Annotated in this window: 27 protein-coding genes and 1 pseudogene; 3 read left to right on the top strand and 25 right to left on the bottom strand. The window is 53.8% G+C overall.

The window, feature by feature from the left end; translation table 11 throughout:
- Positions 1–18 precede the first annotated feature (18 nt).
- From JMF85_RS06100 to JMF85_RS06075, 6 genes are all read right to left on the bottom strand, one after another.
- Positions 19–216, bottom strand: a complete 198-nt coding sequence (locus tag JMF85_RS06100) for a hypothetical protein (RefSeq protein WP_155614683.1) — start codon at positions 214–216, stop codon at positions 19–21.
- A gap of 398 nt (positions 217–614) precedes the next feature.
- Positions 615–899, bottom strand: coding sequence for a ferredoxin family protein (locus tag JMF85_RS06095; protein ID WP_054796509.1), 285 nt, complete (start codon positions 897–899; stop codon positions 615–617).
- The gene (locus JMF85_RS06090) at positions 896–2206 is read right to left on the bottom strand and encodes an FAD-dependent oxidoreductase (protein ID WP_127608881.1); all 1311 of its coding nucleotides are present in this window, start codon (positions 2204–2206) and stop codon (positions 896–898) included. The genes JMF85_RS06095 and JMF85_RS06090 overlap by 4 nt, the downstream gene beginning before the upstream one ends.
- Positions 2203–3324 carry an electron transfer flavoprotein subunit alpha/FixB family protein gene (locus JMF85_RS06085; RefSeq protein WP_127608882.1) on the bottom strand — a complete coding sequence of 374 codons (1122 nt, stop codon included), beginning with the start codon at positions 3322–3324 and terminating at the stop codon, positions 2203–2205. The genes JMF85_RS06090 and JMF85_RS06085 overlap by 4 nt, the downstream gene beginning before the upstream one ends.
- A gap of 17 nt (positions 3325–3341) precedes the next feature.
- Positions 3342–4178, bottom strand: coding sequence for an electron transfer flavoprotein subunit beta/FixA family protein (locus JMF85_RS06080; protein ID WP_127608883.1), 837 nt, complete (start codon positions 4176–4178; stop codon positions 3342–3344).
- A 23-nt stretch (positions 4179–4201) separates the two neighbouring features.
- Positions 4202–4564, bottom strand: a complete 363-nt coding sequence (locus JMF85_RS06075) for a hypothetical protein (RefSeq protein WP_127608884.1) — start codon at positions 4562–4564, stop codon at positions 4202–4204.
- Between the two features lie 267 nt (positions 4565–4831).
- On the opposite strand from JMF85_RS06075, the gene JMF85_RS06070 reads away from it, so the two are divergent.
- On the top strand, positions 4832–5341 hold the full coding sequence (locus tag JMF85_RS06070) for a Crp/Fnr family transcriptional regulator (protein WP_127608885.1): 510 nt from the start codon (positions 4832–4834) through the stop codon (positions 5339–5341).
- A 7-nt stretch (positions 5342–5348) separates the two neighbouring features.
- Here JMF85_RS06070 and hmpA read toward each other — a convergent pair whose 3' ends face one another.
- From hmpA to JMF85_RS06050, 4 genes are all read right to left on the bottom strand, one after another.
- Entirely contained in the window at positions 5349–6608 is a 1260-nt protein-coding gene (gene hmpA, locus JMF85_RS06065; RefSeq protein ID WP_127608886.1) for an NO-inducible flavohemoprotein, read from the bottom strand.
- A 140-nt stretch (positions 6609–6748) separates the two neighbouring features.
- Positions 6749–6901 carry a (2Fe-2S)-binding protein gene (locus JMF85_RS28625; protein WP_127608887.1) on the bottom strand — a complete coding sequence of 51 codons (153 nt, stop codon included), beginning with the start codon at positions 6899–6901 and terminating at the stop codon, positions 6749–6751.
- 274 nt (positions 6902–7175) lie between these two features.
- Positions 7176–8399 (bottom strand): ROK family transcriptional regulator, encoded by a 1224-nt coding sequence (locus JMF85_RS06055; protein WP_164751894.1) that lies wholly within the window; start codon positions 8397–8399, stop codon positions 7176–7178.
- A 312-nt stretch (positions 8400–8711) separates the two neighbouring features.
- Positions 8712–9161 (bottom strand): SRPBCC family protein, encoded by a 450-nt coding sequence (locus JMF85_RS06050; RefSeq protein WP_127608889.1) that lies wholly within the window; start codon positions 9159–9161, stop codon positions 8712–8714.
- A gap of 216 nt (positions 9162–9377) precedes the next feature.
- Here JMF85_RS06050 and JMF85_RS06045 point away from each other — a divergent pair, with 216 nt between their 5' ends.
- Positions 9378–10190: an AraC family transcriptional regulator gene (locus JMF85_RS06045; RefSeq protein WP_141334387.1), complete on the top strand. Its 813-nt coding sequence runs from the start codon at positions 9378–9380 to the stop codon at positions 10188–10190.
- A gap of 59 nt (positions 10191–10249) precedes the next feature.
- On the opposite strand, the pseudogene JMF85_RS06040 reads toward JMF85_RS06045, so the two are convergent.
- The 3 genes and pseudogenes from JMF85_RS06040 to JMF85_RS06030 form a co-directional block, all read right to left on the bottom strand.
- Positions 10250–11176, bottom strand: a pseudogene (locus JMF85_RS06040) (iron-hydroxamate ABC transporter substrate-binding protein).
- 15 nt (positions 11177–11191) lie between these two features.
- The gene (locus JMF85_RS06035) at positions 11192–12214 is read right to left on the bottom strand and encodes a FecCD family ABC transporter permease (protein WP_155614688.1); all 1023 of its coding nucleotides are present in this window, start codon (positions 12212–12214) and stop codon (positions 11192–11194) included.
- 1 nt (position 12215) lies between these two features.
- Positions 12216–13151 (bottom strand): FecCD family ABC transporter permease, encoded by a 936-nt coding sequence (locus JMF85_RS06030; RefSeq protein ID WP_230876114.1) that lies wholly within the window; start codon positions 13149–13151, stop codon positions 12216–12218.
- 528 nt (positions 13152–13679) lie between these two features.
- On the opposite strand from JMF85_RS06030, the gene JMF85_RS06025 reads away from it, so the two are divergent.
- On the top strand, positions 13680–14642 hold the full coding sequence (locus tag JMF85_RS06025; RefSeq protein WP_305781541.1) for a DNA-3-methyladenine glycosylase family protein: 963 nt from the start codon (positions 13680–13682) through the stop codon (positions 14640–14642).
- Positions 14643–14684: 42 nt separating this feature from the next.
- On the opposite strand, the gene ureG is transcribed toward JMF85_RS06025, so the two are convergent.
- The 12 genes from ureG to urtC all read right to left on the bottom strand — a co-directional run bounded on the left by ureG (position 14685) and on the right by urtC (position 25012).
- Positions 14685–15299 carry an urease accessory protein UreG gene (gene ureG, locus JMF85_RS06020; protein ID WP_141334382.1) on the bottom strand — a complete coding sequence of 205 codons (615 nt, stop codon included), beginning with the start codon at positions 15297–15299 and terminating at the stop codon, positions 14685–14687.
- A gap of 162 nt (positions 15300–15461) precedes the next feature.
- Positions 15462–16082, bottom strand: a complete 621-nt coding sequence (locus JMF85_RS06015; protein ID WP_141334381.1) for an urease accessory protein UreE — start codon at positions 16080–16082, stop codon at positions 15462–15464.
- A gap of 36 nt (positions 16083–16118) precedes the next feature.
- Positions 16119–17831 carry an urease subunit alpha gene (gene ureC, locus JMF85_RS06010; protein WP_141334380.1) on the bottom strand — a complete coding sequence of 571 codons (1713 nt, stop codon included), beginning with the start codon at positions 17829–17831 and terminating at the stop codon, positions 16119–16121.
- Positions 17821–18240: an urease subunit beta gene (locus tag JMF85_RS06005; protein ID WP_372814465.1), complete on the bottom strand. Its 420-nt coding sequence runs from the start codon at positions 18238–18240 to the stop codon at positions 17821–17823. The genes ureC and JMF85_RS06005 overlap by 11 nt, the downstream gene beginning before the upstream one ends.
- Positions 18241–18255: 15 nt before the next feature.
- Positions 18256–18606, bottom strand: coding sequence for an urease subunit gamma (locus JMF85_RS06000; protein ID WP_054796501.1), 351 nt, complete (start codon positions 18604–18606; stop codon positions 18256–18258).
- A 30-nt stretch (positions 18607–18636) separates the two neighbouring features.
- Positions 18637–19305, bottom strand: coding sequence for an urease accessory protein UreF (locus JMF85_RS05995; RefSeq protein WP_141334378.1), 669 nt, complete (start codon positions 19303–19305; stop codon positions 18637–18639).
- Positions 19306–19318: 13 nt separating this feature from the next.
- On the bottom strand, positions 19319–20137 hold the full coding sequence (locus JMF85_RS05990) for an urease accessory protein UreD (RefSeq protein WP_127608895.1): 819 nt from the start codon (positions 20135–20137) through the stop codon (positions 19319–19321).
- An 18-nt stretch (positions 20138–20155) separates the two neighbouring features.
- On the bottom strand, positions 20156–21250 hold the full coding sequence (locus JMF85_RS05985) for an AAA family ATPase (protein ID WP_127608896.1): 1095 nt from the start codon (positions 21248–21250) through the stop codon (positions 20156–20158).
- 133 nt (positions 21251–21383) lie between these two features.
- Complete coding sequence (locus JMF85_RS05980) at positions 21384–22430, bottom strand: aliphatic amidase (protein WP_127608897.1); 1047 nt, start codon at positions 22428–22430, stop codon at positions 21384–21386.
- Between the two features lie 48 nt (positions 22431–22478).
- Complete coding sequence (gene urtE / locus JMF85_RS05975) at positions 22479–23177, bottom strand: urea ABC transporter ATP-binding subunit UrtE (RefSeq protein WP_141334376.1); 699 nt, start codon at positions 23175–23177, stop codon at positions 22479–22481.
- Positions 23170–23919, bottom strand: coding sequence for an urea ABC transporter ATP-binding protein UrtD (gene urtD, locus JMF85_RS05970; RefSeq protein ID WP_054796496.1), 750 nt, complete (start codon positions 23917–23919; stop codon positions 23170–23172). Before urtD ends, urtE begins: the two co-directional genes overlap by 8 nt.
- Positions 23920–23938: 19 nt before the next feature.
- Positions 23939–25012 carry an urea ABC transporter permease subunit UrtC gene (gene urtC, locus JMF85_RS05965; RefSeq protein WP_127608900.1) on the bottom strand — a complete coding sequence of 358 codons (1074 nt, stop codon included), beginning with the start codon at positions 25010–25012 and terminating at the stop codon, positions 23939–23941.
- Positions 25013–25014 lie beyond the last annotated feature (2 nt).

Raw genomic sequence — 25014 nt, 5'->3', positions numbered from 1 at the left:
TGCAGCTCCCAATGTATACTAGTGATAGTTTTCTTTTTTCCCAAAACGGCCTAACCAGTGATTCGATAAAATACTCACGACTCCAAACAGTACGGTTAACAAACCAACCGTGCTTTCTTTTTGTACGATGTGATAAAGAAGAATAGGAGGAAGCAACAGGATCACTCCTTCTCTTAATCCCATGATGAGCCAGCCCAAAAAATGGCTGATCCACATTCGCTGTTTTAGACTCCTTTTAAAAATGAAAGCAAAAAGAAGGGTTTGGGCGCGAAACGTTTCTCCGGTCCTTTTGTTTGGATACCCAGCCTCCGGCAATAAATCCAACCACGACAAAGACGAACATCGAAATATGAAACAAACCGTTGACGATCCAACTCTCCGTTAATCTCCACAAATAAATCGATAAGAATAGCCCTGATATGGAGGTGGAAAACGCAAACACGAAATTCAGACAGAGCAATAATCTGCTGTCACCCCGTTACAGGATAAGCCATGCGTCAAAAAACAACGGAACAAAAACCAAAGAAGCAGCGGGAAACTGCTCCTTCGGCTTTTGTTCCGTCCCTATTTGTCCACGTATTTGATTGTGCAAGTCCATGACGATCTCGCTGCGGTCAGCCAAATTTGTAGGTGATGCCGTGTCCCCCCTTGGGATAAACCCATTCAATGTTGTCGTAAGGACAGGCGATACGACAGGTGCCGCATTCGATGCAGTTTTCATAAGCGACCGTCGTCATCTTTTGCTTCTTCTCCCATTCATACACATCGGCCGGACAAAAATAATTGCAATCTTTCTTCACGCATTGCAGACAGTTCGCGTGCTCCTTGATGATCAAATGGGACACATCATCGCATTTGAAGCGGATCGTAAACAATTTGTCGGATATGGAATCGCTCATCCATTCATCGCCCTCCAGCTTTTATAGCCTAATTTCATCAAATTCATCGTTCCGCCGGCAGCATCTTTGATTAATTTAACGGCTAGCTTTTGCTTATCCGCCTTGGATACGCCATCCACCAGAAACATGTGATAGGCGGCTTCATTCAGAGCCTGCGGCAGCTTGTCGAACAGCAGCTCCGGGTCTTGCTCTTTCAGGAACTGATGCATGCCTTTGTATTTTTTCAGATCCTTCTCGAGGAAAGAGCTCCTGATCTTGTCATCGTATGCCTTTAGCGTATCTCGTGAATAGTCGCCTTTCTCCCTGGCCTGGACAATGGCTTCGCCCGCTAACCGCCCCGAGGTCATCGCGAGGTTCGTACCTTCCCGATGTACGAAATTAATCAGCTGCGCGGCATCGCCGACGATACACCAGCCGTCTCCGGACAGAGGCGGAATGGAATGGTATCCGCCTTCGGGGATCAGATGTCCCGAATATTCCAAGACTTCTCCCCCCTGGATTAATTTGCGGATCATCGGGTGCTGTTTGGCCGCTTCCAGCAGGGCATAGGGCTTGATCCGTTTCTCCCGCAGCTGATCGACCATGACCCCGACGCCCAGGGAGAGCGTCTCCTTGTTGGTATACAAAAATCCCAGCCCGGCCATCCCCAGTGACGTTTCGCCCATAAACTCGATCGTAACCCCTTCGTCCCCTTCCACCTGAAACCGGTCTTCGATCTTCTCCCTGGGAAGGGCGATCACTTCCTTCACCGCCAGAGACACCTCATCGGGCCGCCATTCCTTATGGATGCCGAGCGATTTGCCGAGCAGCGAGTTGACCCCATCGGCGATGACCACGACATCGGCGTAAAGATTCCCGTCGGCCCGGTCCGTCTTGACTCCGACAACCCGGTCTCCTTCCTTCAGGAACTCGGTTGCGACCGTCTGGTAAACCGGGATAGCCCCGGCCTGCACCGCCTTGTCGGCAAACCATTGATCGAACTTGACCCGCAGTCCGGTAAAACAGTTGAACGGCTCTTTGTAAGCTTCATTCCGGTGCCCGAACGTGACGACGGATTGTTTACTCATCATCCAAATCCGCTGTTCCACGATTTGCCGCTCCATCGGAAACCCTTTTTCCGTCCAAAACTCGGGGATCAGATCCTCTAACATTTTTCTGTACAAGACGCCGCCAAAAATATTTTTTGCCCCGGGAAACTCGCCCCGCTCCAGCAGAACAACCGAAAGACCGGCCCTGGCCATCGTCAAGGCCGCCGCCGCGCCGGCCGGACCTGCGCCGACGACCACCGCGTCAAACTTTTCATTCATCGTCCCTCGCCCCTTTCCGACAACAAGGCTTCTTCCGGTTTCACGCTGGCAGAACCGGTCTGATCCGCTTTACCAGGCATGCCCGCCGCCCGCTTCTTCTTCACTTGCTCCGTAAGGGCAGGTACGATTTTGAACAAATCGCCGACGATCCGGTAATGAGCGGTTTGAAAAATCGGCGCCTCCGGGTCTTTATTAATCGCCACGATCACCTCCGAACCCGACATCCCCACCGTATGCTGAACCGCCCCGGAAATGCCTATGGCAAAGTACAGCTTAGGCCTCACCGTACAGCCGGTTTGTCCGACCTGATGCGCATGCTTGATCCAGCCGGCGTCAACGGCCGCCCGCGACGCGCCCACTACGCCTCCCAGAGCATCGGCCAGTTCCTTCAGCATGGCGAAAGGCTCCGGCCCCCCTAATCCCCGGCCGCCGGCGACAATGATCTCCGCTTCTTCCAAATTCAGCGTTGCTTGCCCTTGAATGAAATCGAGCACTTGTGTGGCCATTTGTTCTTCGCTCATCCCATTTGCCACCCGAACGATTTCCCCTTGCCGGGACACGTCGCGCGGCAAGGCCAGAAACACGCCGGCACGGGCTGTAGCCATCTGGGGGCGATATTGCTTGCACAGAATAGTCGCCATCATCTTCTCCGAGAAAGCCGGCCGGCTTGCCAGCAGGAGCCGGGAAGGCGGCGGTTCCACATCCAATTCGGTCGTATCGGCCGTCAAGCCGGTAGGCAGGTGCGTCGCGATGGCTCCAGCCAAATCCCGGCCGGTGCCCGTAGCCCCGAACAAGCATATCTCAGGCTTGGCCTCGCCGATGACCTTCATCGCAATCCGGCTGTACGGCCTGGTTCGATAAGCTTTGAGCTCCGGCGCCTCGCACAAGAACACTTTGTCCGCTCCGTAATAAATCGCTTCTCTGGCCAAATGCTCCACTTCATCCCCGATAACAAGCGCTATCAGATCGACGTCAAGCTTATTGGCGAGCCGTTTCCCCTCGCCCAGCAGCTGCCAGGAAACTTTCTTCGCTTCCCCTCCACGCTGTTCCACATAAACAAACACGCCCCGGTAATCGGACCAATCGGGTGCTGGTTCCGTCTCTTTTCGTGCGCACACCGGCTTCTCCTCCTTTTTTATGAAGTCCAGCCTAATCTTTCCGGCAGATCGCTTCCCCACAATTTCTCTATGAGCTCTTCTGAGATTTGTTCCGGCTTATCGCCGCCTATGACTTGCCCGTTAATCTTGCGAAGTTCGGGCACCCAGGTTTTACTTACGATCGTTGGCGACCCCTTCAGCCCAATCTTGGCCACTTCCAAATCCGGAAAATCGGCCGTTGTCCATACGGTCGGCTTATATCGGGCAGCCCGGATCATCCCCGGCAGCGAAGCTCTGCGGATGGTGTTCAGCTCCTTCAACGCGGTGACAAGCACGGGCATGGCAGACTGAACCACCTCGGTGCCGTCCTCCAAATACCGGTGCACGGTTACTTTGCGCGCCGCAGGGTCTACTTCGGACACTTTGCCGACATACGTAAGCTGCTCCACATCCAGGCGGCAAGCAATGCCGGGGCCAACCTGTCCGGTATCGCCGTCCAACGTCTGCTTTCCGCAAAAAATAATATCCGCCTTCCCCCATTCCTGCTCTACCTTTTCAATCGTTTTGGCCAGCACGTAGGAGGTCGCCAGCGTATCCGCGCCGGCAAATTTACGGTCGGTCACAAGCACCGCTTCATCGGCCCCCAGGGAAATGCATTCCTTGAGCGATTTCTCAGCCGGAGGCGGCCCCATGGTGACGACTGTAACCCTGGCGCCATGCTCATCCTTGATGCGCAGCGCCTCTTCAAGCCCGTGCAAATCGTAAAAATTGACGATACTCGGAACGCCCTGCCGGATTAACGTGTTGTTCACAGGATCTATGCGGATTTCGCGGCTATCGGGGACCTGCTTGATGCAAACGATAAGGTGGAGCATGCCCTTGCCTCCTTGACGGTAACTTAGATTGCAGCCCAATTGTCCCAATACGGATGGACGAACTTCAAAGTGAGCTGATCGCTCTGACAGCTTGCTTGTATAGCCTCGGACAGTTTCCAAGCTTTCTCGAAGGAGGAGGGCGCCAGCGTATGAAACAGCGGGGGCACCGTCCAGAACACCCTCTCCTCCGATACCGGGAATACCATGACCTTCCAGCCGTTAGTCTCTTGCTCCGCATACCACAACAATACGACCAGCCAGTGTGTGAACCTGATGGACTTTCCCTCTTTGGAGGTGTACATATCTTCCAGCTCATGCTTATCCTGCTGTCCTATAGGAAGCGCGGGTCTTGGGAACAGGTCCACAAGATTAAAATAATGGAACATCAGGCCGCCCCCTCATGAGTCTCATGGTGGAGTTCAAACAAGTTGATGTTTAAGCGTTTTCAAGCCTTGGCGCAACAAATATTGCATGTTCTGTTATATCATATGCCGACTTTCACAAATATTTCCCTGTCCGCCTCTCGTATTTTCGCGGATTTCAAAACATGCAGGGGTATCGTAGGAGGGAGCTGACTTTCGAACTATGCTATAATGAAACAAAGCGAACGCCTGGTGGGAATGGCTTTCGCTTCGTCATTTAGGGAGGATATTATGATTCTGCATAAGGGCGAAACCTTATTTCGTCAGGGTGAAACGGGACCGCTTTATCACCTGAAGAACGGACTGCTGAAAATTGTTCGCGTTCACGAAGACGGTACAACGATCTTAGTGAATATTATCGTGCCGAATGAAGTCATTCCGCACCATTCTCTCATTAGCCCGAATCCGTACTATGGAACGGCGATTGCACTGATGACAAGCGAGATCGAAGTGTTGTCTGCGGCGGAATGGTATCGGGAATTGGAGCGCAGCCCGGATCGATGCCGCAGCATCGCCTTGCAGCTGCAGGAGAAGCTTCGAATGATGCAGCAGCGGATCGACCAATTAACCGAAGTCGCTCCCGCCGAGAGGCTCAGGAAGCTTCAAATATGGCTCCGCTCCTATGCTGCGCCCGCCTCCTTAACCCAGCTGCTGACGCAGGACGAGATCGGCCAGTTCATCGGCCTTCGCCGTGAAACGGTGAACCGGCTGCTGCGCGCTCAATCCAGCTCCGATAATTAATCGGTCGTTATCGCTGACGGCTGACTTCGGCCTCACCCGTTTCGGAGGGCTGTTCCAGATCGCCGGCCGGACCGAAAAACTCATAATGAATATCCGACGCCATAATCCCCCAGTCCTTCAGCGCGCGGTTCAACGCTTTCATGAACGGAACGGGACCGCAGAAATAGAAGCTGGCATCGCGGGTCGGTATGACGGTTTGCAGCCAGGGCAAATCGATAAATCCTTCCTTCTGGAAAGCGCCCTCCGCTTTATCGAGTTCGGTCGGTTGTTCATAGCACCAAGACACCGACACCTGCGGGTGTTGGGCGGCGATTTCCTCCACATGCGCCTTCATCGCGTGTACATTCCCGTTCCGGGCGGCATGGATGAACGTCACCTGGCGCTTCGGATCCGTTTCCACCAGCGTGTCAAGCATGCTGATCATCGGCGTCAACCCGACCCCGCCGCTAATCAGAACAACAGGCCGCGTATCGGTACGATCCAGCGTAAACTCACCGGCCGGCGCAGAAAGCCAAAGAATCTCGCCTTCCTCGATCTGCTCATGCAAGTAAACGGACACCTTCCCTGCAGGCCGCCCCTCTATCGCATCCTCCCGTTTCACGGAAATCCGGTAATAAGGGCGCCCCGGCGCTCCCGAGAGGCTGTACTGACGGATATGGGTATGGGACTCCCCGGGAATTTCTATCTTTACACTCACATATTGCCCCGGTTCAAAGGCCGCGATCGCCTTACCATCGTCCGGCACCAAGTAAAAAGAAGTGATCACTTCGCTTTCCTTCACTTTACGCTCCACCCGAAACGCCCGGAAGGATGGCCAGCCGCCCTCCTGACGTTCGGCATTCTCGTACATCTCCGCCTCTATGCCCATGAAGACGTCGGCTATTACGCCGTAAGCCTCCGCCCAGGCCTGTAAGATGTCGTCGGTTGCCGCATCGCCCAGTACGTCCTTGATCGCAGCGAGCAAATACTGCCCGACGATCGGATAATGCTCGGCTTTCACACCCAGACTGCGATGCTTATGTGCAATCTGCTTGACGACCGGAAGGATGGCCTCCAGTTTGTCTATATTGGCGGCCGCGGCATACACCGCGTTGGCAAGTGCAGTTTGCTGTCTGCCCTGCTTCTGATTGGCGTGATTAAATACGTTCAGCAGCTCAGGATGATGGGTAAACATCATTTGATAGAAGCGCTTGGTAATCTCCTTCCCATGAACCTCCAACACGGGTACCGTCGATTTAATGGTTTCAATCGTTTCCACACGCAGCATGATGATCTCCTCGCTTTCGCGTTTGCTTGATATGAACCAAGTATAAACAAAAGGATGTACCGCCCGTGTGATTAGAGTCACAGGAATACGCAAGGTTCTGTGACGGACCCGCAAGACGCCTGCCGCCCTGCCGCAGGGCCTTAATTTACTTTCGGACAGGAGGGACAATAGCTCTCATGGTCGGAAATCATATAATAATAGCAGCAGGTTTTCCGAATGCGGATCGGTTGATCTGAAGCCGGGACTATGCATTTCGGGCTGTCAAATCTTGCGAGGTGTTTGACGTTATTCATTGGGATCAGCCCTTCTGTATATATTGAGAATTATTCTCATTATATACAGAAAGACATACAATTCATAGCCCGGGGCTCTCCCGGCTGCAGCATCCTATCCATCACCGACGTGCAATCGCAAGGCCAGCCCGCTTGAGCGACCTGCGGCCAAATGAAAAAGCCGAGAACCCTGCATACAAGGATTCTCAGCTCGTAGGACGTATGCACTCGGCTCGCAGCACGATGAAGCTAAGTCCGTTGACCATGCTTATCAGGCTTAAGATCACAGACGGGTTCACAGGTGACTTTGTTTCCGTTCCAGGACGGTGTCCGTATCACTGTCCGTGCTGTTGACGATCAATTGGCTGATGGTCATAAACGCTCCGCCGATGAGCCCGGCCGGCCTCCCGAGTGTCGACTTATTGATACGAAGATCGCGCGTGGCGAGCGGAAGCGACCGCTGGTATACCCCCTGTCTTAACGAGGCGAGGAAAATATCCCCAAACTCGGACACGCTGCCGCCGATCGAAATTAAGGATGGATTAAAGAAGTTCACTAACGATGCGATAACGCGTCCAATCGTCGCGCCGCTGTCACGAATTAATTCCACGGACAAGGGATCGGGCTGTTGAATGGCGGCTCTTATATCTTTAAGCGTAATGTCGTTCTTTTCTTTAAGCGTTTCCATAAGGAACGAACTGTGTCCGGAAGAAGCCAGCTCTTTCGCCTTTGCGGTCAGTGCTTTCCCTCCCGCGATAGCTTCCAGACAGCCGCGGTTTCCGCACCAGCATAACACATCGCTGCCAACGTCAATATGGCCGATATCCCCTGCGCTTCCGTTGGAGCCGCGGTATAACTGCCCGTGACTGATGATACCGGCGCCGATTCCCGATCCAATCTTGATATAAATCAGATTATCGACTTCAAAGTTCAACCCTTTAGCATGCTCGCCCAAGGCCATAATATTAACGTCGTTATCGACATAACACGGGCAGTCAAAATATTTAGCCCAAAAGTCGCGGATGGGATACCTGTCCCATCCAGGCATAATCGGCGGAGAAATAGGCAGACCGGAAATAAATTCTACAGGACTTGGAATACCGATACCAATCCCTTTAATCGAAGTCTTAGAGATCCGGTTCATTTCCATTAATGAGCTGATCCGCCTGTAGATTTGTTCCAGGACTTCATCCGGACCTTGACCAAGCTCGATGGAAGCACGGTCGGAGAACTTCAGATTACAGTCGAAATCGCAGATGGCAAACTGTACGCTGGAAGCCCCGAGTTCAATAGAAATGACATGCCCGGCGTCTTTATTCAGAGCGTACAGCCGTGGTTTGCGTCCTCCGCTCGAATTTCCGATCTCTGAAATGATGATTAATTTGTCGCTGATCAAGCGTTCAATATGATCGTTAACGGCCGACAAGGATAGACCTGATTCCGCAGCAATGTCTGTTTTGGATAGCGGATCTTTAGATCTTCTAATGATTTGAAGAACGCGAGCTGTTACGGAATGCAATTCAATCACCACTTTCATTCATAATACGGAAAATAGACAATAATCCGATTTATTCAATCGGATTAACGAAGCCTGCCTATATGTATTCTAATAAATGGAAAACATGATTACAAACGATCAAGCTTTGCTCACACAATACCAAGTGGATATTACCAGTTTATGGTCAGAACGTCAAGATGTTCTTATAGGACCGCAAACGGTGCCATTCGGCTCCTTCTAAACAGCAGCGAAGATCCTGGCAACCCGCTTGCGGACCCCTAACAACAGAACGCCGGTTTCCCTGTTTGGAAACCGGCGTTCTGTTATATTCCTTTACCAACCAAAGTCCAGCGTCCTTCCGGTCTCGGTAAAAGTCTTGATGTTGCTGAGGATCATCCACCAATGCGATTGAGCATTAGGATAAGAAGGATGATTCGCTGACCACTGGTCATTGACCAACGTCAGTTTGGTACATTGGCCCACCGTTTCCAGCGTAAACGTTACCCTAGACTCAAGCTCTGCATGGTTCGGAAAGTAGGACGGACCGGGATGTTCGATAAAACTTAGCGTTTGATGAGGTTCGTAAGCCAATAACGTGCCATATACATGAACGGTTTCGTCGCCATCGTTGCCCGGACCTACATACTCCAAGGCATCGCCTGCCTTGAACGTTGACCTGATCACGCTGCCGAAAAAGGTTTTGCGCGTTCCTTCCGGGGACACCAACGTGTTCCATACGTCCTCGGGCTGTGCATCGATATAAAATTCGTATTTGAGTTCCACATTGTCCACTCCTTCGTGATTTGAACTGATCCTACCTGGTCTTGTCCGCGGTTCCGCCTATAGGCAGCTCATATGTGCTAAGATGATTATAGTTGCGTACTGGCTGCAAGTATTGTAAAAACGCGACAAGAGAACCGACCGGCATAACTCAACCGGATAAACCCTTCATCCTGGCGGAACCCTCTTCCCGAAAACAATGGACTGGAGTGACTGAAAGTGATTTCAAATGTCCCAAAGCCCAGTATGGGCGTATTGCATTTAAATGGAGGCGAAAAAAAATTCCAGCTTTCCCGTTATGCGCCCTCCGGCGATCTTGGTTTTTTCGTCAAGCACTTCTGGATCGTCAGCTGGGATTTAACAGGGCAGGAGCCGTATTTGCAAGATGTCGTCCCGAATCCTTGTGTGAATTTGGTGATCGAACCGAATCGGACAGCCTTCTACGGCGCCGCAAAAAGTAAGTACTCCTATCTCATCCAGGGAAAAGGGTGCGTGTTAGGCGTGAAATTCAAGCCGGGCGGATTTTATCCGTTTATTAAACAACCGGTGTCGAGGTTATCCCAACATCCCATGGACGTCGGCAGCGTGTTAGACGTAGATGCCCAAACGTTAGAGAGCGCCATTCTTTCTCAGGAAGATGAAGCCAAGATGGTCGAACATGCCGAGCGTTTTATTCGGCCGAAACTTCCGGATAAGGATCCCCATATCACGCTGATTAATCAAATCATCGACCGGATCATCGAAGAACGGGATATGACTAAAGTAGATCACATTTGTACCGCGTTCAGTCTTAACAAAAGAACGCTGCAGCGCCTCTTCGATCAATATGTCGGAGTCAGCCCGAAATGGGTCATTCAACTTTACCGGCTCCAAAATGCGGCAGAAACGATGGATCTTCATCCAAACCACGACTGGGCGAAGCTGTCGATGGATCTCGGCTATCACGACCAATCGCATTTTATCAAAGATTTCAAAGCCACCATCGGTATGACTCCGGAGGAGTATGTCAGACGGCGTACAGCATCGACCTGATGCTTTTATAGCGTACAGCGCAGCGCGCGCAACACGGAAAAACCCGCTCAAAGAGCGGGTTACTTCGCAAACATTTTTTCCGCATCATCCAGTGCCATTTTGCTGCCTAATGCTGAGTAATCGAGCCATGGCTGATCGGGGATGGCATATACGTGGTTTGCTTTGACGGCCTTTAATCCTTGCCAAATGGGACTGCTTTGGATTTGCTGGTATAACTTTTGGGCTCCATCATCTCTGTTAACAACGACGAAGATCGCATCGGCGTCATAGTCAGGAAGCACTTCCTGTGAAATCAGCTCATAGGCCTTGTCCTTACTGAGCTGATCGACTCCTTTGGCAGGCTTTAAGCCCAGGTCTTCAAACAAGATCGGTCCCATGGGACGTCTCCTACTGAAGACTCAGAGCTCTTTCGCTGTGACGCGTACCGCCATGACAGTACCGTCGCCGATCTTATTATGAATAAGCGTCTTTACACGTTCAGTCTGCGCTTGATATTCTTTGATAAAATCTTCGGCTTGCTGCCCGCGATTCACCAGCTTTCCAATTTCCCGCAAATGGTCCCGCCATGTTCCCTCGTCGAGATTGAATACAACCGTCTTGGCTATTTTTCCATATTTGGCAATATCCTTGCCGCCATATTGCTGATCGACATAAATGACGTCAGGCTTTAATGCTAACAATGCCTCCATATCGGGATCCGTCGCTACTCCCAACTGTTTCGTTTGGGTTAGCCGATCCGCTACGTGAGGAAGGAACGTTTTTAAGTCACCGCCTACCACAGAGCCGACGGGAGTAATGCCCAGCGCAAGCAGGTTGTTCGTCAAATGTATCGATAATGAAGCAATTCTAGGCGCTTCGCCGGTCGTCTTCTCTCCGCCTGCCGCCCCTTGTTGGGCAGCCTTGTCCTGCTGGGAGGCCTTCTCCCCGCAAGCCGATAAAACAAGCAGGAAAACCATGCTTAGCACAATCAGAAGTGTCTTTTTCATAATGTCTCCTCAATCTTAGTTGAATTTTGTTCTGCGAAGTAAATAAAGAAAATAAGGTGCGCCGACAGCGGCAACAACCACCCCTGCCGGAATTGCGTTAGGTTGAAACAAGGAACGGCCGATTGTATCCGCAATTACCAGAATAACTAAACCGATGAGCCCTGCGATCGGTAAAAAATGCTGGTGCATTGGCCCAACAAGGCGACGCGCAAGATGAGGCGCAACCAAACCGATGAAACCGATCCCTCCCGCCATCGATACGCTGGCACATGATAGAGCCACGGCAGCGGCCAACAGCTGCAATCGCTGTCTGCGCACGGAAGTCCCAATGCCGAGCGCCAGCTCATCGCCAAGAGAGAGCGCATTTAAGGTCTTGGATTGAAACAAGACATAGGGAACCAAGAGCACTATCCAGGGGAACAAGGCATAGACGTTGATCCAATCTCTCCCCCACACGTTCCCCACCAACCACCTCGAGGTAAACGCGTACGTTTTTTCGTCAAGGCTCAGTGATAAATAGAGCGTAACGGCGCTGAACCCGGCTGCAATAGCAATACCGATCAATAATAGCCGAATCGGCAGTAAGCCTCTGTTCCGGTCGTACGCTAACCAAACAATCAGGAAAGCCGTCAGCGCCCCGCCGGTAAACGTAAACAAAGGTATCAAAAGCGAGGCTGCGCTATTCATCGAATGAAAGTAGGTCATAAAAACAATAAGACCAAACGAGGCGCCGGCATGAATGCCAAGAATGCCTGGATCCGCCAACGCATTTCTGGATATTCCTTGTAATATCGCCCCGGAAACCCCTAAACCGATTCCGGCAAGCATGGTAATGAGAATACGCGGCAGCCGAAACTCGAATAAAACCATCGTGTCCTCCTTGCTGCCGTTTCCCATTAAGGTTTGAAGGATCGTCGAAGGAGGAAGACGCATCGACCCTGTATTTAAACCGATGATCACAGCGCTAACGCAAATCATCAGCAGGATGAGGCCCACCGTGAAAGCTCTCTTCTCCCTGGTATGCAAGTGGAGCTTCATTTTATAAATTCCTCCTCTCTTTGTGAGCCAAATAAAGAAAGAAAGGAACCCCGACGAGCGCAACCATTACACCGATGGCCAGCTCTCTCGGTGGATTCACCATCCGTGCCCCTAAATCGGCCAAAACCAGCAGTACCGCACCTAACAAAGCAGACACAGGAATAATGAAGCGGTAATCCACCCCAACCAGCTTGCGCGAGATATGCGGAATGACGAGTCCGACAAAGCCTATCGAACCGACTGCCGAAACGGAAACTCCGGCAAGGATCAATGCGGATGTCATGCCGAGAATTCGAATCCGTTTCGCTTTTACGCCTAGATTAACGGCTACCTCTTCGCCCAATGAAAGTAACGAAATGGAGCGCCCCAGCAGCAGCGTCCAAACGAAAGTAATCAATATAATCGGCGCCAGCAATTCCAAATGTAACCACTTGACCCCAGCAACACCGCCTGCATACCAAAACGCCAAATCCTGACTTAAATCATAATAAATCGCAATCCCGGAGCTGAGTGAGTGCAGCAGCGCTGCAACCACAGCGCCTGCGATCGTTAGCCGTAAAGGCGTTAACCCGCCGGCTGTGCTCGAACCAAGCACAAAGATAAATAAAGTACTGAGCACAGCTCCAGTAAACGATAGCAAAATTAATGCGGAGTAAGGCAAATTCGGAAAAAATGCGAAGCTAAGGGCCACCACAAACGTAGCGCCTGCATTAATTCCTAAAATCCCCGCATCAGCCAGCGGATTACGCGTGACCCCTTGCATTAAGGCTCCCGAAACCGCAAAAGCCGCCCCGATCACAGCAGCCCCGAGCACTCTCGGAAGTCGCAGCTCATGAATAATCTGATGCGTCGTCAGCTCCGGATTATAATGAACGATGGCTGTCCATACCGCCGCTAACGTCATCCCCTTGGCTCCGAACGATACCGCCACAAACATGGACAGCAGCAAACCCAACCCACTCAGAATCAGTATCAGACTTAGCGGAAAAGCGCGTGCGAAAGAGGTTGAATTTTTCCTAAACATCTTATGTACGAAGCTCGCACTCATTTAAATAGTCCCTTTGCATTTAATAATAACGATTATCATTATCAATAAAAAAACGTAAAACCCATGACTGCCCTACACCGGGCTTCCCTGACTCTCTCTTATTTCCCCCCTGCTAGTTTGACATACCGGAAGCTTTGTTATTATGATAATGATTATCATTACTAACAAGGATTTTATAACCCCTGTCATTCTATTGTCAATGAAAAAAAAACTGCCCGTCGTAAGATGCGTCATTGTTGAGAATAGCCTGCCACATCTCGTCCGTGAGTGAATCCGGGTTCGTCATTTCGTTCACCTCCGTGCCCCTTATTATACCCCCAATCGTGAACGTGTGGGTGTTTGCCCGAATGGAACAGCAAGATAACGAAATTATGAAATTGCTTTTTTATGTTACAACTAGAAGGGGGAGCATACCGAGTGGAATGGGGGATTACATTGGAACATCATGATGCCGGCTTGCCTCAAGGCTGCTGGGAAGATAACGGCTGTGAGTTAAAGCTGCACGTGCCGAACGAGTTCAGCTTCGATGAAAATCTGAACTATTTGGCGGCTGCCTCGAACGAGTGCTTGTTTCACACGAAAGATCGGCGACTGTATAAAGCGATTCCGGTGGAACAGGAAACGCCCGTAGTTGAAATAAGCGCGGATCAGGACGGTGCGATCCTCATCCGTTTTTTGGGGGATACGATCCCGAAGGAGCAGAGGGTCCGGGCCGCGGTCGCACGTTATGTCAGGGACTGGTTTGATCTGGATACGGATCTGCTTCCGTTCTACGGCATGGCGCGCCGCGATAGGCTCTTGAAACAAGCGGTGGAGCGCTTCTACGGCCTGCGCAATGTCGGCATTCCCGATTTGTTCGAGGCGATCAGCTGGGGAATCATCGGACAGCAAATCAACCTGACCTATGCGTACACGCTGAAAAGGAGGCTTGTCGAGAATTTTGGCCGACGCGTGGAGTGCGAAGGGGAAACCTACTGGATATTCCCCACCCCGCAGGTTATTGCAGCTCTAACGGTGGAAGATCTGGATGTACTGCGCATGACGGTCAAGAAATGCGAATACTTGATCGGCGTGGCCAAGCTGATGGCGGAAGGGCAGCTGACCCGTGACATGCTGATCGACGCAGGCGACATCAAAAAGGTCGAAAAAAAGCTTGTCGCCATTCGAGGCATCGGTCCATGGACGGCCAATTATGTACTCATGCGCTGCCTTCGGATGCCTTCCGCCTTTCCGATTGACGATGTCGGCTTGCATAATGCCATCAAATTTCTACTGGGGACGGAGAAGAAACCGACGAAGGATGAAATTTTGAAGCTGTCCTCCGGATGGACGAATTGGGAGTCCTATGCCACGTTTTACTTGTGGAGGTTTCTTTATTAGGATAAGCCCATCTTGAAACGCCGGGCGCCGCCGGGCTTCGGCCTAGCCCGCCAAATCCTCCAGCAGCACCTCTTTTTGAATCCACGCGATGACCTGCTCTAATCCTTCCTCGCTTTTCAGGTTCGTAAAAATATAGGGACGCTCTCCCCTCATTTTCCGCGAATCGCGGTCCATGACCGACAGATCGGCGCCTACATAAGGGGCCAAATCGATTTTGTTGATGACCAGCAGATCCGACCGGGTGATGCCCGGGCCGCCTTTGCGGGGGATTTTGTCGCCTTCGGCCACATCGATCACATAGATGAAGGCGTCCACCAGCTCCGGGCTGAAGATCGCCGACAGGTTGTCCCCGCCGCTTTCCACCAGGATGATCTCCACATCCGGGAAACGTCGGACAAGACCGTCGATGGCTTCCAGATTCATCGATGCATCCTCGCGGATAGCCGTATGCGGACAGCCGCCCGTCTCTACGCCGACAATACGCTCGGCCGGCAAAACACCGCTGCGCACCAGAAATTCCGCGTCCTCTTTCGTATAAATATCGTTGGTTACGACCGCCATGCTGTACTGCCCGGACATATGACGGGCCAGCTTCTCGGCAAGCGCTGTTTTTCCCGAACCGACCGGTCCGGCGATTCCGACTCGTATATAACCCATATGCTAACTCCTCCTGTGGAAATTGAGGTGAACAAACCTCGGGTACGGGCAGCGCAAGCTTACGAAGCGGCTTTCTCGCGGAAAGCCTGCGGATGCCGCTGCCCTGCACCGTTGTCACCTCTCGGCCGCTGTTTTTTCGGCCAAACCCGCGCCTCCTGCACGTCAGAAACCGACGCGAAGCCCGTTTTCACGGTTTCGATGATGATCGTGATCATGATCGTGGCCGGCTGCATGACTGTGATCGTGATGGTGGCTGTGACCATGGCTGGCTGCATGCGTGTGACTGTGTTCATGACTGCTGCCGTGGCCCGTGCGATCATCGTGGTGATGGTGTCCGCCGCCCTTGGGAATCGGCTGGAACCGTCGGCTCTGCCTTTCATAGCGGGCGCCCAGCTTGGTCAGCAGCGCCTCCGTCGGATCGTCCGGAAGGACGACGATCTCGCCCTTCTCGGTAACCTGCAGCGGCAGATGGCGGTTTCCGAGCTCGTAGGCAAGCGTCCCCAGCTCCCGCACCGATTCGGCGAAAATAACCAGAACCTCGCAGGGCTGAACGAAAACAAGCACCGTATGCTCCTCATCGCGGAATAAAATGTCACCGTGCCGCAGCATCGTTTGCAGCGGAAGGGAGATGCCGATCACTTTGCCGAGATCGGTATTCTTGCGCAGGATACGCTTGGCGCATTCATCCCACGTCAACGCCACGATCTCGAATCCGTACAATTCTTCGTTATCCTGCGCCAGCTCCAGCTCAAAGGAATTGCCCAATATTTCGGTACATATCATGGATGTCCGCCTCTTTTCTGCTCGTCGAAATCAATGTCATCGAATAAAATACAACTTGCTCAGCGGAACCTCTTCCAGCGGCTCGCAGGTTACCGGCTCCCCGTCGATCTCCACGCGGTACAGCTCGGGGTCGACGGTGATATTCGGGCAATAATCGTTGCGCACCATATCCTTTTTGCCGAGATTCCGGGTGTTCTTAACCGGCACGAACTTGCCCGCCGAAGCCGGGAGCTTCTGCGCGATGCCTTTATCCAAAGCGGCCCGGTTCACGAAAATATACGAGAGGCTGTTCGGATTGCCGCCGAAAGCGCCGTACTGCGGACGATACATAATCGGCTGGCAGGTCATCAGCGAACCGTTCGCCTCACCCATCGTCGACCAGGCGATAAAGCCTCCCTTGATAATCGTCTCCGGCTTGGCGCCGAAAAACGTATGCCGCCACAGTACGATATCGGCCAGCTTCCCCGGCTCCAGCGAGCCGACGTAATCCTGCACGCCGAACACCGTGGCCGGGTTGATCGTATACTTGGCCAAATAGCGGAGAACCCGAAAGTTATCGTTCTCCCCCTGCTCCTCCGGCAGCGGCCCGCGCTGACGCTTCATCTTCGAGGCCAGCTGCCAGACGCGCAGGACAGTTTCCCCGATCCGCCCCATTCCCTGGGAGTCGGAGCCCATAATGCTGATCGCGCCCATATCGTGGAGCACGTCTTCGGCCGCTATCGTCTCCTCGCGAACCCGCGAATCGGCGAAGGCCACATCCTCCGGCACTGCCGGATTCAAATGATGGCAGACCATGATCATGTCCTGATGCTCATCGACTGTGTTGACGGTGAACGGGTTGGTCGGATTGGTGGAGGACGGAATCACGTGCGGATAGCCGACTACTTTCAGGATGTCGGGCGCGTGGCCGCCTCCCGCCCCTTCCACATGGTAGGCGTGAATCGTTCGGCCGCCGATGGCCTCCAGCGTATCGTCGACAAACCCGGATTCGTTTAACGTATCCGTATGGATCTGCACCTGAAAGTCCAGCTCGTCGGCCACCTGCAGGCAGGTATCGATAACGGCCAGCGTGCTGCCCCAGTCCTCGTGAATTTTCAGGCCGATCGCGCCGCCTTCGATCTGCTCGATCAGCGCCGCTTTCTCGCTGGCGTTGCCTTTGCCGAGCATGCCCATATTCATCGGAAACGCTTCGAAAGCGGCGATCATCCGCTGGATATTGAACGCCCCCGGCGCCTCGATGCCCACCGTCTTCGGCCCTGTGCCGCCGCCGATCATCGTCGTAATGCCGCTGCTTAAAGCTTCCGCGACAAGCTGCGCGGAATCGAAATGCACATGCGTATCGATGCCGCCCGGCGTGGCGATCATGCCCGGATCGGCCGAAATGATATCGGTACCGGGTCCGACGATCAGTCCCGGCGTAATGTCCATCGTGTTCGGATTGCCGGCTTTGCCGATGCCGACGATTTTCCCTTCCTTGATCCCGATATCGCCCTTGACGATGCCGAGTATCGGGTCCATCACGATGACATTGGTAATGACAAAGTCGAGCGCTCCTTCGGCATTCGGTATGCTCGACTGCCCCATGCCGTCGCGCAGCGTCTTGCCGCCCCCGAATACGGCTTCGTCCCCATAATGGGGAGCGTTGTAATCCTTTTCGATTTCGATCCACAGGTCCGTATCCGCCAGCCGCAGCTTGTCCCCGGCCGTCGGCCCGAAAAGCTCCCCGTAATGCTTTCTGCTAATCCGCATGGCGTCCCCCTTGTCCGTCGTCCCGGCATTCCTTGATGTAACCCCGGCCTTCGGCACGCCCGTATGCGGCCTCCTTGACCGCTTCGTCGTTCAGGTCGCCCATCGTCAATCCGTTAAAGCCGATCAGCTTTTGCGCACCGCCGTAAGCTACCAGCCTGACGTCCTTCTCCTCGCCCGGCTCGAAGCGGACCGCCGTCCCCGACAGCACGTCAAGATGCATGCCGAAGGCCTGCCGCCGGTCGAATTCCAGCACCTTGTTCACTTCAAAAAAGTGAAAGTGGGAACCGACCTGGATAGGACGATCCCCGCAATGCCGAACCCGGATATCCGTTCTTCTGCGTCCGGGACGAAGCTCGATTTGTTCTTCCCTGTAGATCATAGCGCCGATCTCGAATCGCTCTGCATGCATCGTCCGCAACCTCCGTTACAATGTCAGATATGCCGTCTCGTTCATTTCCTTGCGGGTGGAGAAACGGATGGGATCGTGAACCGTGATCAGCTTGGAACCGTCCGGGAACATCCCTTCCACCTGGATCATCGGGATCAGCTGCTCCACGCCCTCCAGCACTTCCTCCTGAGCCAAAATCCGGGAGCCGAACGCAATGACGTCGGCCAGACGCTTTTTCCCTTCCCGGGCCTGCTCCAGGAGCTCGTCGCAAATAACCGCAACCGCTTCGGGATGGTTCAGCTTGATGCCGTTCTTCAGTCTTCTTCTTGCCAGTTCGGCAGCCGTATAAATAAGCAGTCTCTCGTTCTCCCTCGGAGTAAGATGCACCTTGCATCACCGCCTCGTCAGATTTGTTTATCAAGACATGCACAACCGGGTATATAAGGTTTCATGGGCCATGGAGGCGATTTCCAGCCCCGGTGAAAAGGTGTTCATCTTCTCCAGCGTCAGCTCTTGATCATCGATTTCCAGCTCCGAGAGCCGCCGGCCGAGCCGGAACAAAACCAGCTGGGATTCGTTTTGCCCGAGCGGGATAATTCGCGTCGCTACGGACACGAGCGAGGCCAGTCCCGCGTACATATAGGTTTGCGCCGTTTCATGAAAGGGCAGCTCCATAATGGCGGCCGAAAGACCGTAAGCCAAAGCGTAATGGTACATCATCGCGGGATCTTTCAAGCGGCCGAAAGACTCGGGCGCTTGGCCCGCATACAGATTTCTCACGCCGAGCAGCAGGGATCGTCCCGTTTTCAGACTGGCGGCGTGCAGCTCGCTGGCCGGCTTGGTTGCGGAGTAATAAGACTGCAGCGTTTCGATAGCCTCCGTATCGTTCCTGCGGATCGCCTCATACGCCTGCTTCACGAAAATCAGATCGGTTTGGATGTACACATCCATATAGGCGAGCAGGATCGCTTCCACATCCGCCGCACTGCGCACCCGCCCCGATTGTATATAAGTTTCCAGACCGTAGGAATGGTTAAAGCTGCCTGTCGGGAAGGTGCCCCCGGCAAGCTGCAGCCAGGTCAGCAAAGCGTTCGGTCTGTTATTTGCGGATATAAGGCAGCGCCTCCTTCAGCATCCGGGGCCGCAGCTGCGCCCATACTTGTTGAAAGCAGTCCTTGACCGCCTCGTATTCCGCGCTTAAAGCTTTCACGGTCAGCACTCCGCTCGGATGAAGCGAGCAGCCCGCCCACACCCCGCCTTCGCCGATGCCGGCCAGGCATTCCCGGGCGGTCTGCAGCATAGCGCCGTCCGTCTCGCTGCTGTACATGTATAAAGTGCCCCAATGGGTATATTCCTCCAGGTAACCGGGCTGGCCCGACTGCAGCCGATGCCCGTCCACACGGTACTTCTCCCAGACGGCCAGCTTGCCGTCGATCACGATTTCGAGCAGATTTCCCATACTCCGGAACTCGAACCGTTCGCCCTTATGCTTCCGCCCGCACGCGTACATGTCGCAGAAAGCGAACACCGAATCGCGCTCGGCCTCGATGCGGGTAGCCGTCTCCAGGGTCGTATCCTTGAACAGCATGACCTCCTCCGGAAAAAACTCCATGCTGGCCTGCCGTCCGACGGAAAAAAACTGATGCACTTGCGCCCCGCCCCCGTTCATCACGTACGACTTGGAGGCGGAGGCGTTCGTTAAGTAAAGCCGGGCGCCGTCCTCCACGCGAATCCGGTAATCCAGGCTGTCTCCGGCCAGCATCCCTCCCGCCGTATCCAGCAAATAGATGTAGGCGGTGCCGATCCCGTCCAGATAGAAGGGCCGCAATACTTTTAAAGGAAAGGTGTAGTTCATCCGGGAAATAAAGCTTTGATTCCGCCGGTTTGCGGTAATGCCCAAATCCAATGTGCCGCGCATGCCGTTCCTCCCCGCGTGTCACTCCGAAGCCGATGAATGCTGAAAAACGACATGCGCCCCGCCCGGTGAGTAGCTTGCGGTATACACGCCCGGCGCTTCTCCCGGCGGCCGCTCCATCAACAGCTCCGCCAGCGGCACCTCGATGTACGTCCGGAATGCCCGCTTCAAAGCCCGGGCCCCGAATTTCTTGTTATAGCCTTGCTCGGCCAGAAAGTCCCTGGCGGCATTGTCTATCCGCAGGGTGCAGCGGTGCTTGCGAAGCCTGAGGTTCAGCTGCTCCGTCAACACGCCCGTCACCTTCTCCAGCGTCGGCTGCGCCAGCCAGTTGAAGATGACGATATCGTCAATCCGGTTAATAAACTCCGGCTTGAGGAACCTTTCCAGCTTTCTCATCACGATCCTCTCGAGCAGGTTTTGCTCGCGGCGGACCCAGTTGGCCGGATTGGCGTAATACGAGAATAACGCCGGGGCCGACGACAGCTGCCGGTCGGTAAACCGGTAAATATCCGAAGCGGCAATATTGCTCGTCATGAAAATTATCGTATTCCGGAAATCGATGACTTTATCGCCGCTGGAAATCGTCATGATGCCGTTATCGAAAATATTGAGCAGCGTCAGCAGCACCTGGGGGCCCGCTTTTTCAATTTCATCGAACAGCACGATGCCCGGCTTGCTGAAGCTGCCCTCGATTTTCTCTTTATTCAGAATGGTGGAGCCTTCCTTGCTCCCGACATAGCCCGGGGGCGCGCCCGTCAAGGCCGCGGCGTAATGATCCTGGGCCAGCGTGTTCATGTCCACCCGGCAGAACCCGTCCTTGGAGCCGTGAATAATTTCCGCGAGCGTGCGCACGATCTCCGTTTTCCCCACGCCGGTAGGCCCGAGAAACAGGCCGACATACAGCGGCTTGTCAGGGTCCGCGATATCGGACCGGACAATTTTGAGCATGTTCTCGATCGATTCCATCGCCTGCTCCTGCCCGTAAATCCGGCTGCGCATTTTGCCCATGACGTCTTCCACATCGAACCTGAAGCGGGTTTGCGTCTTGTTGCCTGTGCCGGGGGAAGCGGAACGCTTTTGTTCCAGGTCCTGAAGCTTGTCGTTAATAAACGGCATAAGGTGTTTCCCCCTTTTACCTTATCATTCGCTCGGTCCAACCGGCTTTTCAGATAAAACAGGACGGCCATGATCTGGAAGGACCGGCCGCTTGGCGCAGCCGCTCCTTCCGTTATCCTCATGACCGTGAGGCTTACTTGCCCGCTTCCTGCAGCCTGCCTTCGTTCGGAATGCCCTCGATCGGACATTCGGCCGTGCCTAGCGTGGAGCGCGTAATTTTCTCCACGTCTTCTCTCGCCTTCTCTGCGTCCATCACCCATGTGCGGTAGAAGTCGAACGGGCAGTCGGCAATTCCGCGCTCGCCGTCGCCGGAGTTCAGCACGCCGGTATATCCGCGGTGAAGCAGCTTGAACAGGTGGTTCTGGGACTGCGAGTTTTTGCGGAAATCGCGGATTTGCGATACCGACAACTCGGCGAACTGCACGCCGTATTCTTCCGTTCCGCACTCGCCGAGCGTCCGTCCGTCAAAGCCGATCAGCGCGGAGTGCCCGAAGTAGGAATATACGCCGTCGAAGCCGGTGCAGTTGGCGACAGCCACATACACATTGTTCGCCCACGCCATCGATTTGGACATCATGATTTGCTGGTCCTTGGCCGGATACATATAGCCCTGGCATCTGACGATCAGCTCGGCGCCCTTCATCGCGCAATCGCGCCAAATTTCCGGATAGTTGCCGTCGTCGCAAATGATCAGGCTGATTTTCATGCCCTTCGGCCCTTCGGTCACATAAGTGGTGTCTCCCGGATACCAGCCTTCGATCGGGCACCACGGAATGCATTTGCGGTACTTCTGCACGATTTCGCCCTTGTCGTTCATCAGGATCAGCGTGTTGTAAGGCGCTTTTTCCGGATGGTTCTCGTGCTTCTCGCCGGTCAGGGAGAACACGCCCCAAACGCCCGCTGTTCGGCAAGCCTCCGAGAAAATAGCGGTCTCTTCGCCGGGAATCGACGCCGCTGTAGCGTACATTTCGTCGTTGTCATACATGATGCCCATCGTGCTGTATTCCGGAAATACAACCAGATCCATGCCCGGCAGACCCTTTTTCATGCCGACGACCATATCCGCAATTTTACGCGCGTTCTCCAGAACCTCCTCCTTGGTGTGCAGACGTGGAATTTTATAGTTGACTACCGCTACCCCTACCGTATCTGCGCTGCTCGAAATGTCCCCATGTCTCATTGTAAAATCTCCTCTCACATGTATGGTTTATTTGATGAAAATCGAAAATCAGATGGTTAAATACTTTTTAATCGTATCCGTGGAAACCTCCCGGGTATTTCCCGAGTTGACGATCTGCCCTTTTTCCATGACGTAAAACCTCTCCGCGATCTTGAACGCGAAGTCCAGATTCTGCTCGACGATAAAAACCGAAAGCGACTTTTCCTCATGGACCCGGTTCAGCGTTCTGGCGATTTCGGCGACCACATTCGGTTGGATGCCCTCCGACGGTTCATCCAGAAACAGAACCTTCGGCTTGGACATCAAAGCGCGGCCAATGGCAAGCTGCTGCTGCTGTCCCCCTGACAATACACCCCCTTTCCGTGGCAAATGCTCCTTCAATGCCGGGAAATATTCCAGCATTTCTTCCATCAGCCGGGCGGTTTCCTTGGGATGATGGGCCATGGCCCCAAGCTCCAGGTTTTCCTTGACCGTCAGCATCGGGATAATTTCCCTGCCCTGCGGCACATAGGCGATGCCCATCCGCGATCTCTCGTTGGCCCGGGTACGGGTTATTTCCTTGCCCTCCCAGGTAATGGCGCCTTCCTTGGGGGCCAGCAGGCCGATCAGGCTTTTCAGCAGCGTGGTCTTGCCGACTCCATTGCGCCCCATCAGGCAAACCTTGTCGCTCTTGCCTACCTCGAGGCTTACCCCGTTGATCACCCGGCTTTTTCCGTATGAGACTTGGAGTGCGTTAGCGTTAAGCATGGGCATCCTCCTTCAAATAAACCTCCTGCACCTTCGCGTTTTGCTCGATTTCGGCAAGCGGCCCCTCGGCCAGAAACTTCCCCTGGTGCAGTACGGTGACGATATTGGAAATTTGGCGGACAAACGCCATATCGTGCTCGACTACGATAACGGAACGATCCTTGAACACCGTCAGAATCAGCTCGCCGGTTTTGTAGGTTTCCTCCGCCGTCATGCCTGCGGTCGGCTCATCCAGGATGATCAGCTTGGGGTCCTGGGCGAGCAGCATGCCGATCTCCAGCCACTGCCGTTCGCCGTGTGACAAATTGGCCGCCATCCGGTCGGCTTTGCTCTTCAGACCGATCGTGGACAAAATATGCTCGATGCGGTCCTTGATGTCCGCCTTCTTTTGATAGAAAAGGGCTTGAAATACGCGGTCGAACCCCCGGAACGCCACCTCGATGTTTTCCATCACCGTCATGTTGTCGAACACGTGCGGGTTCTGAAATTTCCGCCCGATGCCGAGCTTGGCCGTCTGATAGGGCTCCATACCGGAAATTTCGTGGTTGTCGTATAGGATCCGCCCCGACGTCGGCTTCGTTTTGCCCGTTATCAGATCCATCAGCGTCGTTTTGCCGGCCCCGTTGGGCCCGAGAATGACCCGCAGCTCGCCTTGGTTCACCGAAAAGTTCAAATCGGAGATCGCCTTGAACCCGCCGAACTGCACGGTCAGCCCGATTGTTTCGAGTATTTTGTCGCCCATGTTTGCCACCTGGCTTTCTTTATAGAACTTCGCCCTTGCCGTAAAGAAGGGGCTCTTCCACTGTCGCGCTCTTCTTGCGTAAACTCCGGTCGTTCCACCAATTTTCCAGCGTTCCGTAGATGCCGTTCGGCAGGAACAGCACGATCAGCACCATCACGGCGCCCAGAATCAGCTGCCATAGCGTCGGATACTGCTCGGACAGCAGGTTCGACAGCCAGTTGACCACGAACACCCCGACGATCGGCCCCATCAGCGTGCCTCTGCCGCCGATCGCCAGCCAGATCACAAGGCCCGTCGACATCGCGATACCCGTATCCTGCGGCGAAATAAAGCCGTTCATCGGCACGTACAGCATGCCCGCCAGCCCCGCCAGCAGTCCGGAAACCGTAAAGATGAAAATTTTATAGTTCGCCGGATTGTAGCTCAGGAAGCGGATGCGGCTCTCGTCCTCGCGGATCGACTTGATGACTTTGCCGAAATGGGATTGGGCCAGCCAGCGGGTGAAGAAAAAGGCCAGGACCGTGACGGCCAGCACGACATAATAATAGGAAGTAAGACTTAACGGCTCGCCGTTGATCGGAAACCGCGGCAGTCCCATCAATCCGTTGAAGCCGCCCGTATAGGCCTGCAGGTTGATGACCAGCATTTCAAACAATTTGGCCAGCGCCAGCGTAATGATGGAGAAGTACACCCCGCTCACCCGGCTCTTGAATACGAAAAATCCTATGAGGGCCGCCAGCACCGCCGGCAGCGCCAATCCGAGAATCAGCGCCATCGGAATGCTTTGCAGCGGCTTCATCACCAGCGGAATTTCCGTAATGTTGAAGCGGGACATAAAGGACGGAATCCCTTTTTGCAAGCTGTAAGCGAGGGCCAGCATATAACCCCCGAGCCCGAAAAATACGGCGTGCCCCAGGCTCAAAAGCCCGGTATAGCCCCAGATCAGGTTCAATGAAAAGGCGAACAGGATGAACACGATGAATTTTCCCATTAACTCGACGCGGAATTCCGAAGCGAACAATGGAAAGACGACCAGGAATACGAGAGTCAGCGCCGCAAAAGTATGGTTGAGACCGAATTTGTTCGTTGGCACAG

Source organism: Paenibacillus sp. EPM92 (assembly GCF_016586185.1).
GTDB lineage: Bacteria > Bacillota > Bacilli > Paenibacillales > NBRC-103111 > Paenibacillus_G > Paenibacillus_G validus.
This window is presented reverse-complemented; position numbering and strand designations above follow the sequence as displayed.

Bases quoted from the DNA above. Each gene is read 5' to 3' on its own strand.
- JMF85_RS06080 (WP_127608883.1), bottom strand. From the start codon at position 4,178: ATGCTCCACCTTATCGTTTGCATCAAGCAGGTCCCCGATAGCCGCGAA.
- JMF85_RS05985 (WP_127608896.1), bottom strand. From the start codon at position 21,250: ATGCCGTTTATTAACGACAAGCTTCAGGACCTGGAACAAAAGCGTTCC.
- JMF85_RS06100 (WP_155614683.1), bottom strand. From the start codon at position 216: ATGTGGATCAGCCATTTTTTGGGCTGGCTCATCATGGGATTAAGAGAA.
- ureC (WP_141334380.1), bottom strand. From the start codon at position 17,831: ATGCGGATTAGCAGAAAGCATTACGGGGAGCTTTTCGGGCCGACGGCC.
- JMF85_RS28625 (WP_127608887.1), bottom strand. From the start codon at position 6,901: ATGAATAACGTCAAACACCTCGCAAGATTTGACAGCCCGAAATGCATA.
- hmpA (WP_127608886.1), bottom strand. From the start codon at position 6,608: ATGCTGCGTGTGGAAACGATTGAAACCATTAAATCGACGGTACCCGTG.
- JMF85_RS06095 (WP_054796509.1), bottom strand. From the start codon at position 899: ATGAGCGATTCCATATCCGACAAATTGTTTACGATCCGCTTCAAATGC.
- JMF85_RS06070 (WP_127608885.1), top strand. From the start codon at position 4,832: ATGATTCTGCATAAGGGCGAAACCTTATTTCGTCAGGGTGAAACGGGA.
- JMF85_RS05990 (WP_127608895.1), bottom strand. From the start codon at position 20,137: ATGCGCGGCACATTGGATTTGGGCATTACCGCAAACCGGCGGAATCAA.
- JMF85_RS05980 (WP_127608897.1), bottom strand. From the start codon at position 22,430: ATGAGACATGGGGACATTTCGAGCAGCGCAGATACGGTAGGGGTAGCG.
- urtE (WP_141334376.1), bottom strand. From the start codon at position 23,177: ATGCTTAACGCTAACGCACTCCAAGTCTCATACGGAAAAAGCCGGGTG.
- JMF85_RS06005 (WP_372814465.1), bottom strand. From the start codon at position 18,240: ATGCATGCAGAGCGATTCGAGATCGGCGCTATGATCTACAGGGAAGAA.
- JMF85_RS06035 (WP_155614688.1), bottom strand. From the start codon at position 12,214: ATGAAGCTCCACTTGCATACCAGGGAGAAGAGAGCTTTCACGGTGGGC.
- ureG (WP_141334382.1), bottom strand. From the start codon at position 15,299: ATGGGTTATATACGAGTCGGAATCGCCGGACCGGTCGGTTCGGGAAAA.
- JMF85_RS06090 (WP_127608881.1), bottom strand. From the start codon at position 2,206: ATGAATGAAAAGTTTGACGCGGTGGTCGTCGGCGCAGGTCCGGCCGGC.
- JMF85_RS06075 (WP_127608884.1), bottom strand. From the start codon at position 4,564: ATGTTCCATTATTTTAATCTTGTGGACCTGTTCCCAAGACCCGCGCTT.
- urtD (WP_054796496.1), bottom strand. From the start codon at position 23,919: ATGGGCGACAAAATACTCGAAACAATCGGGCTGACCGTGCAGTTCGGC.
- JMF85_RS06015 (WP_141334381.1), bottom strand. From the start codon at position 16,082: ATGATATGTACCGAAATATTGGGCAATTCCTTTGAGCTGGAGCTGGCG.
- JMF85_RS06030 (WP_230876114.1), bottom strand. From the start codon at position 13,151: ATGTTTGTGGCGGTATCGTTCGGAGCCAAGGGGATGACGTTAGCGGCG.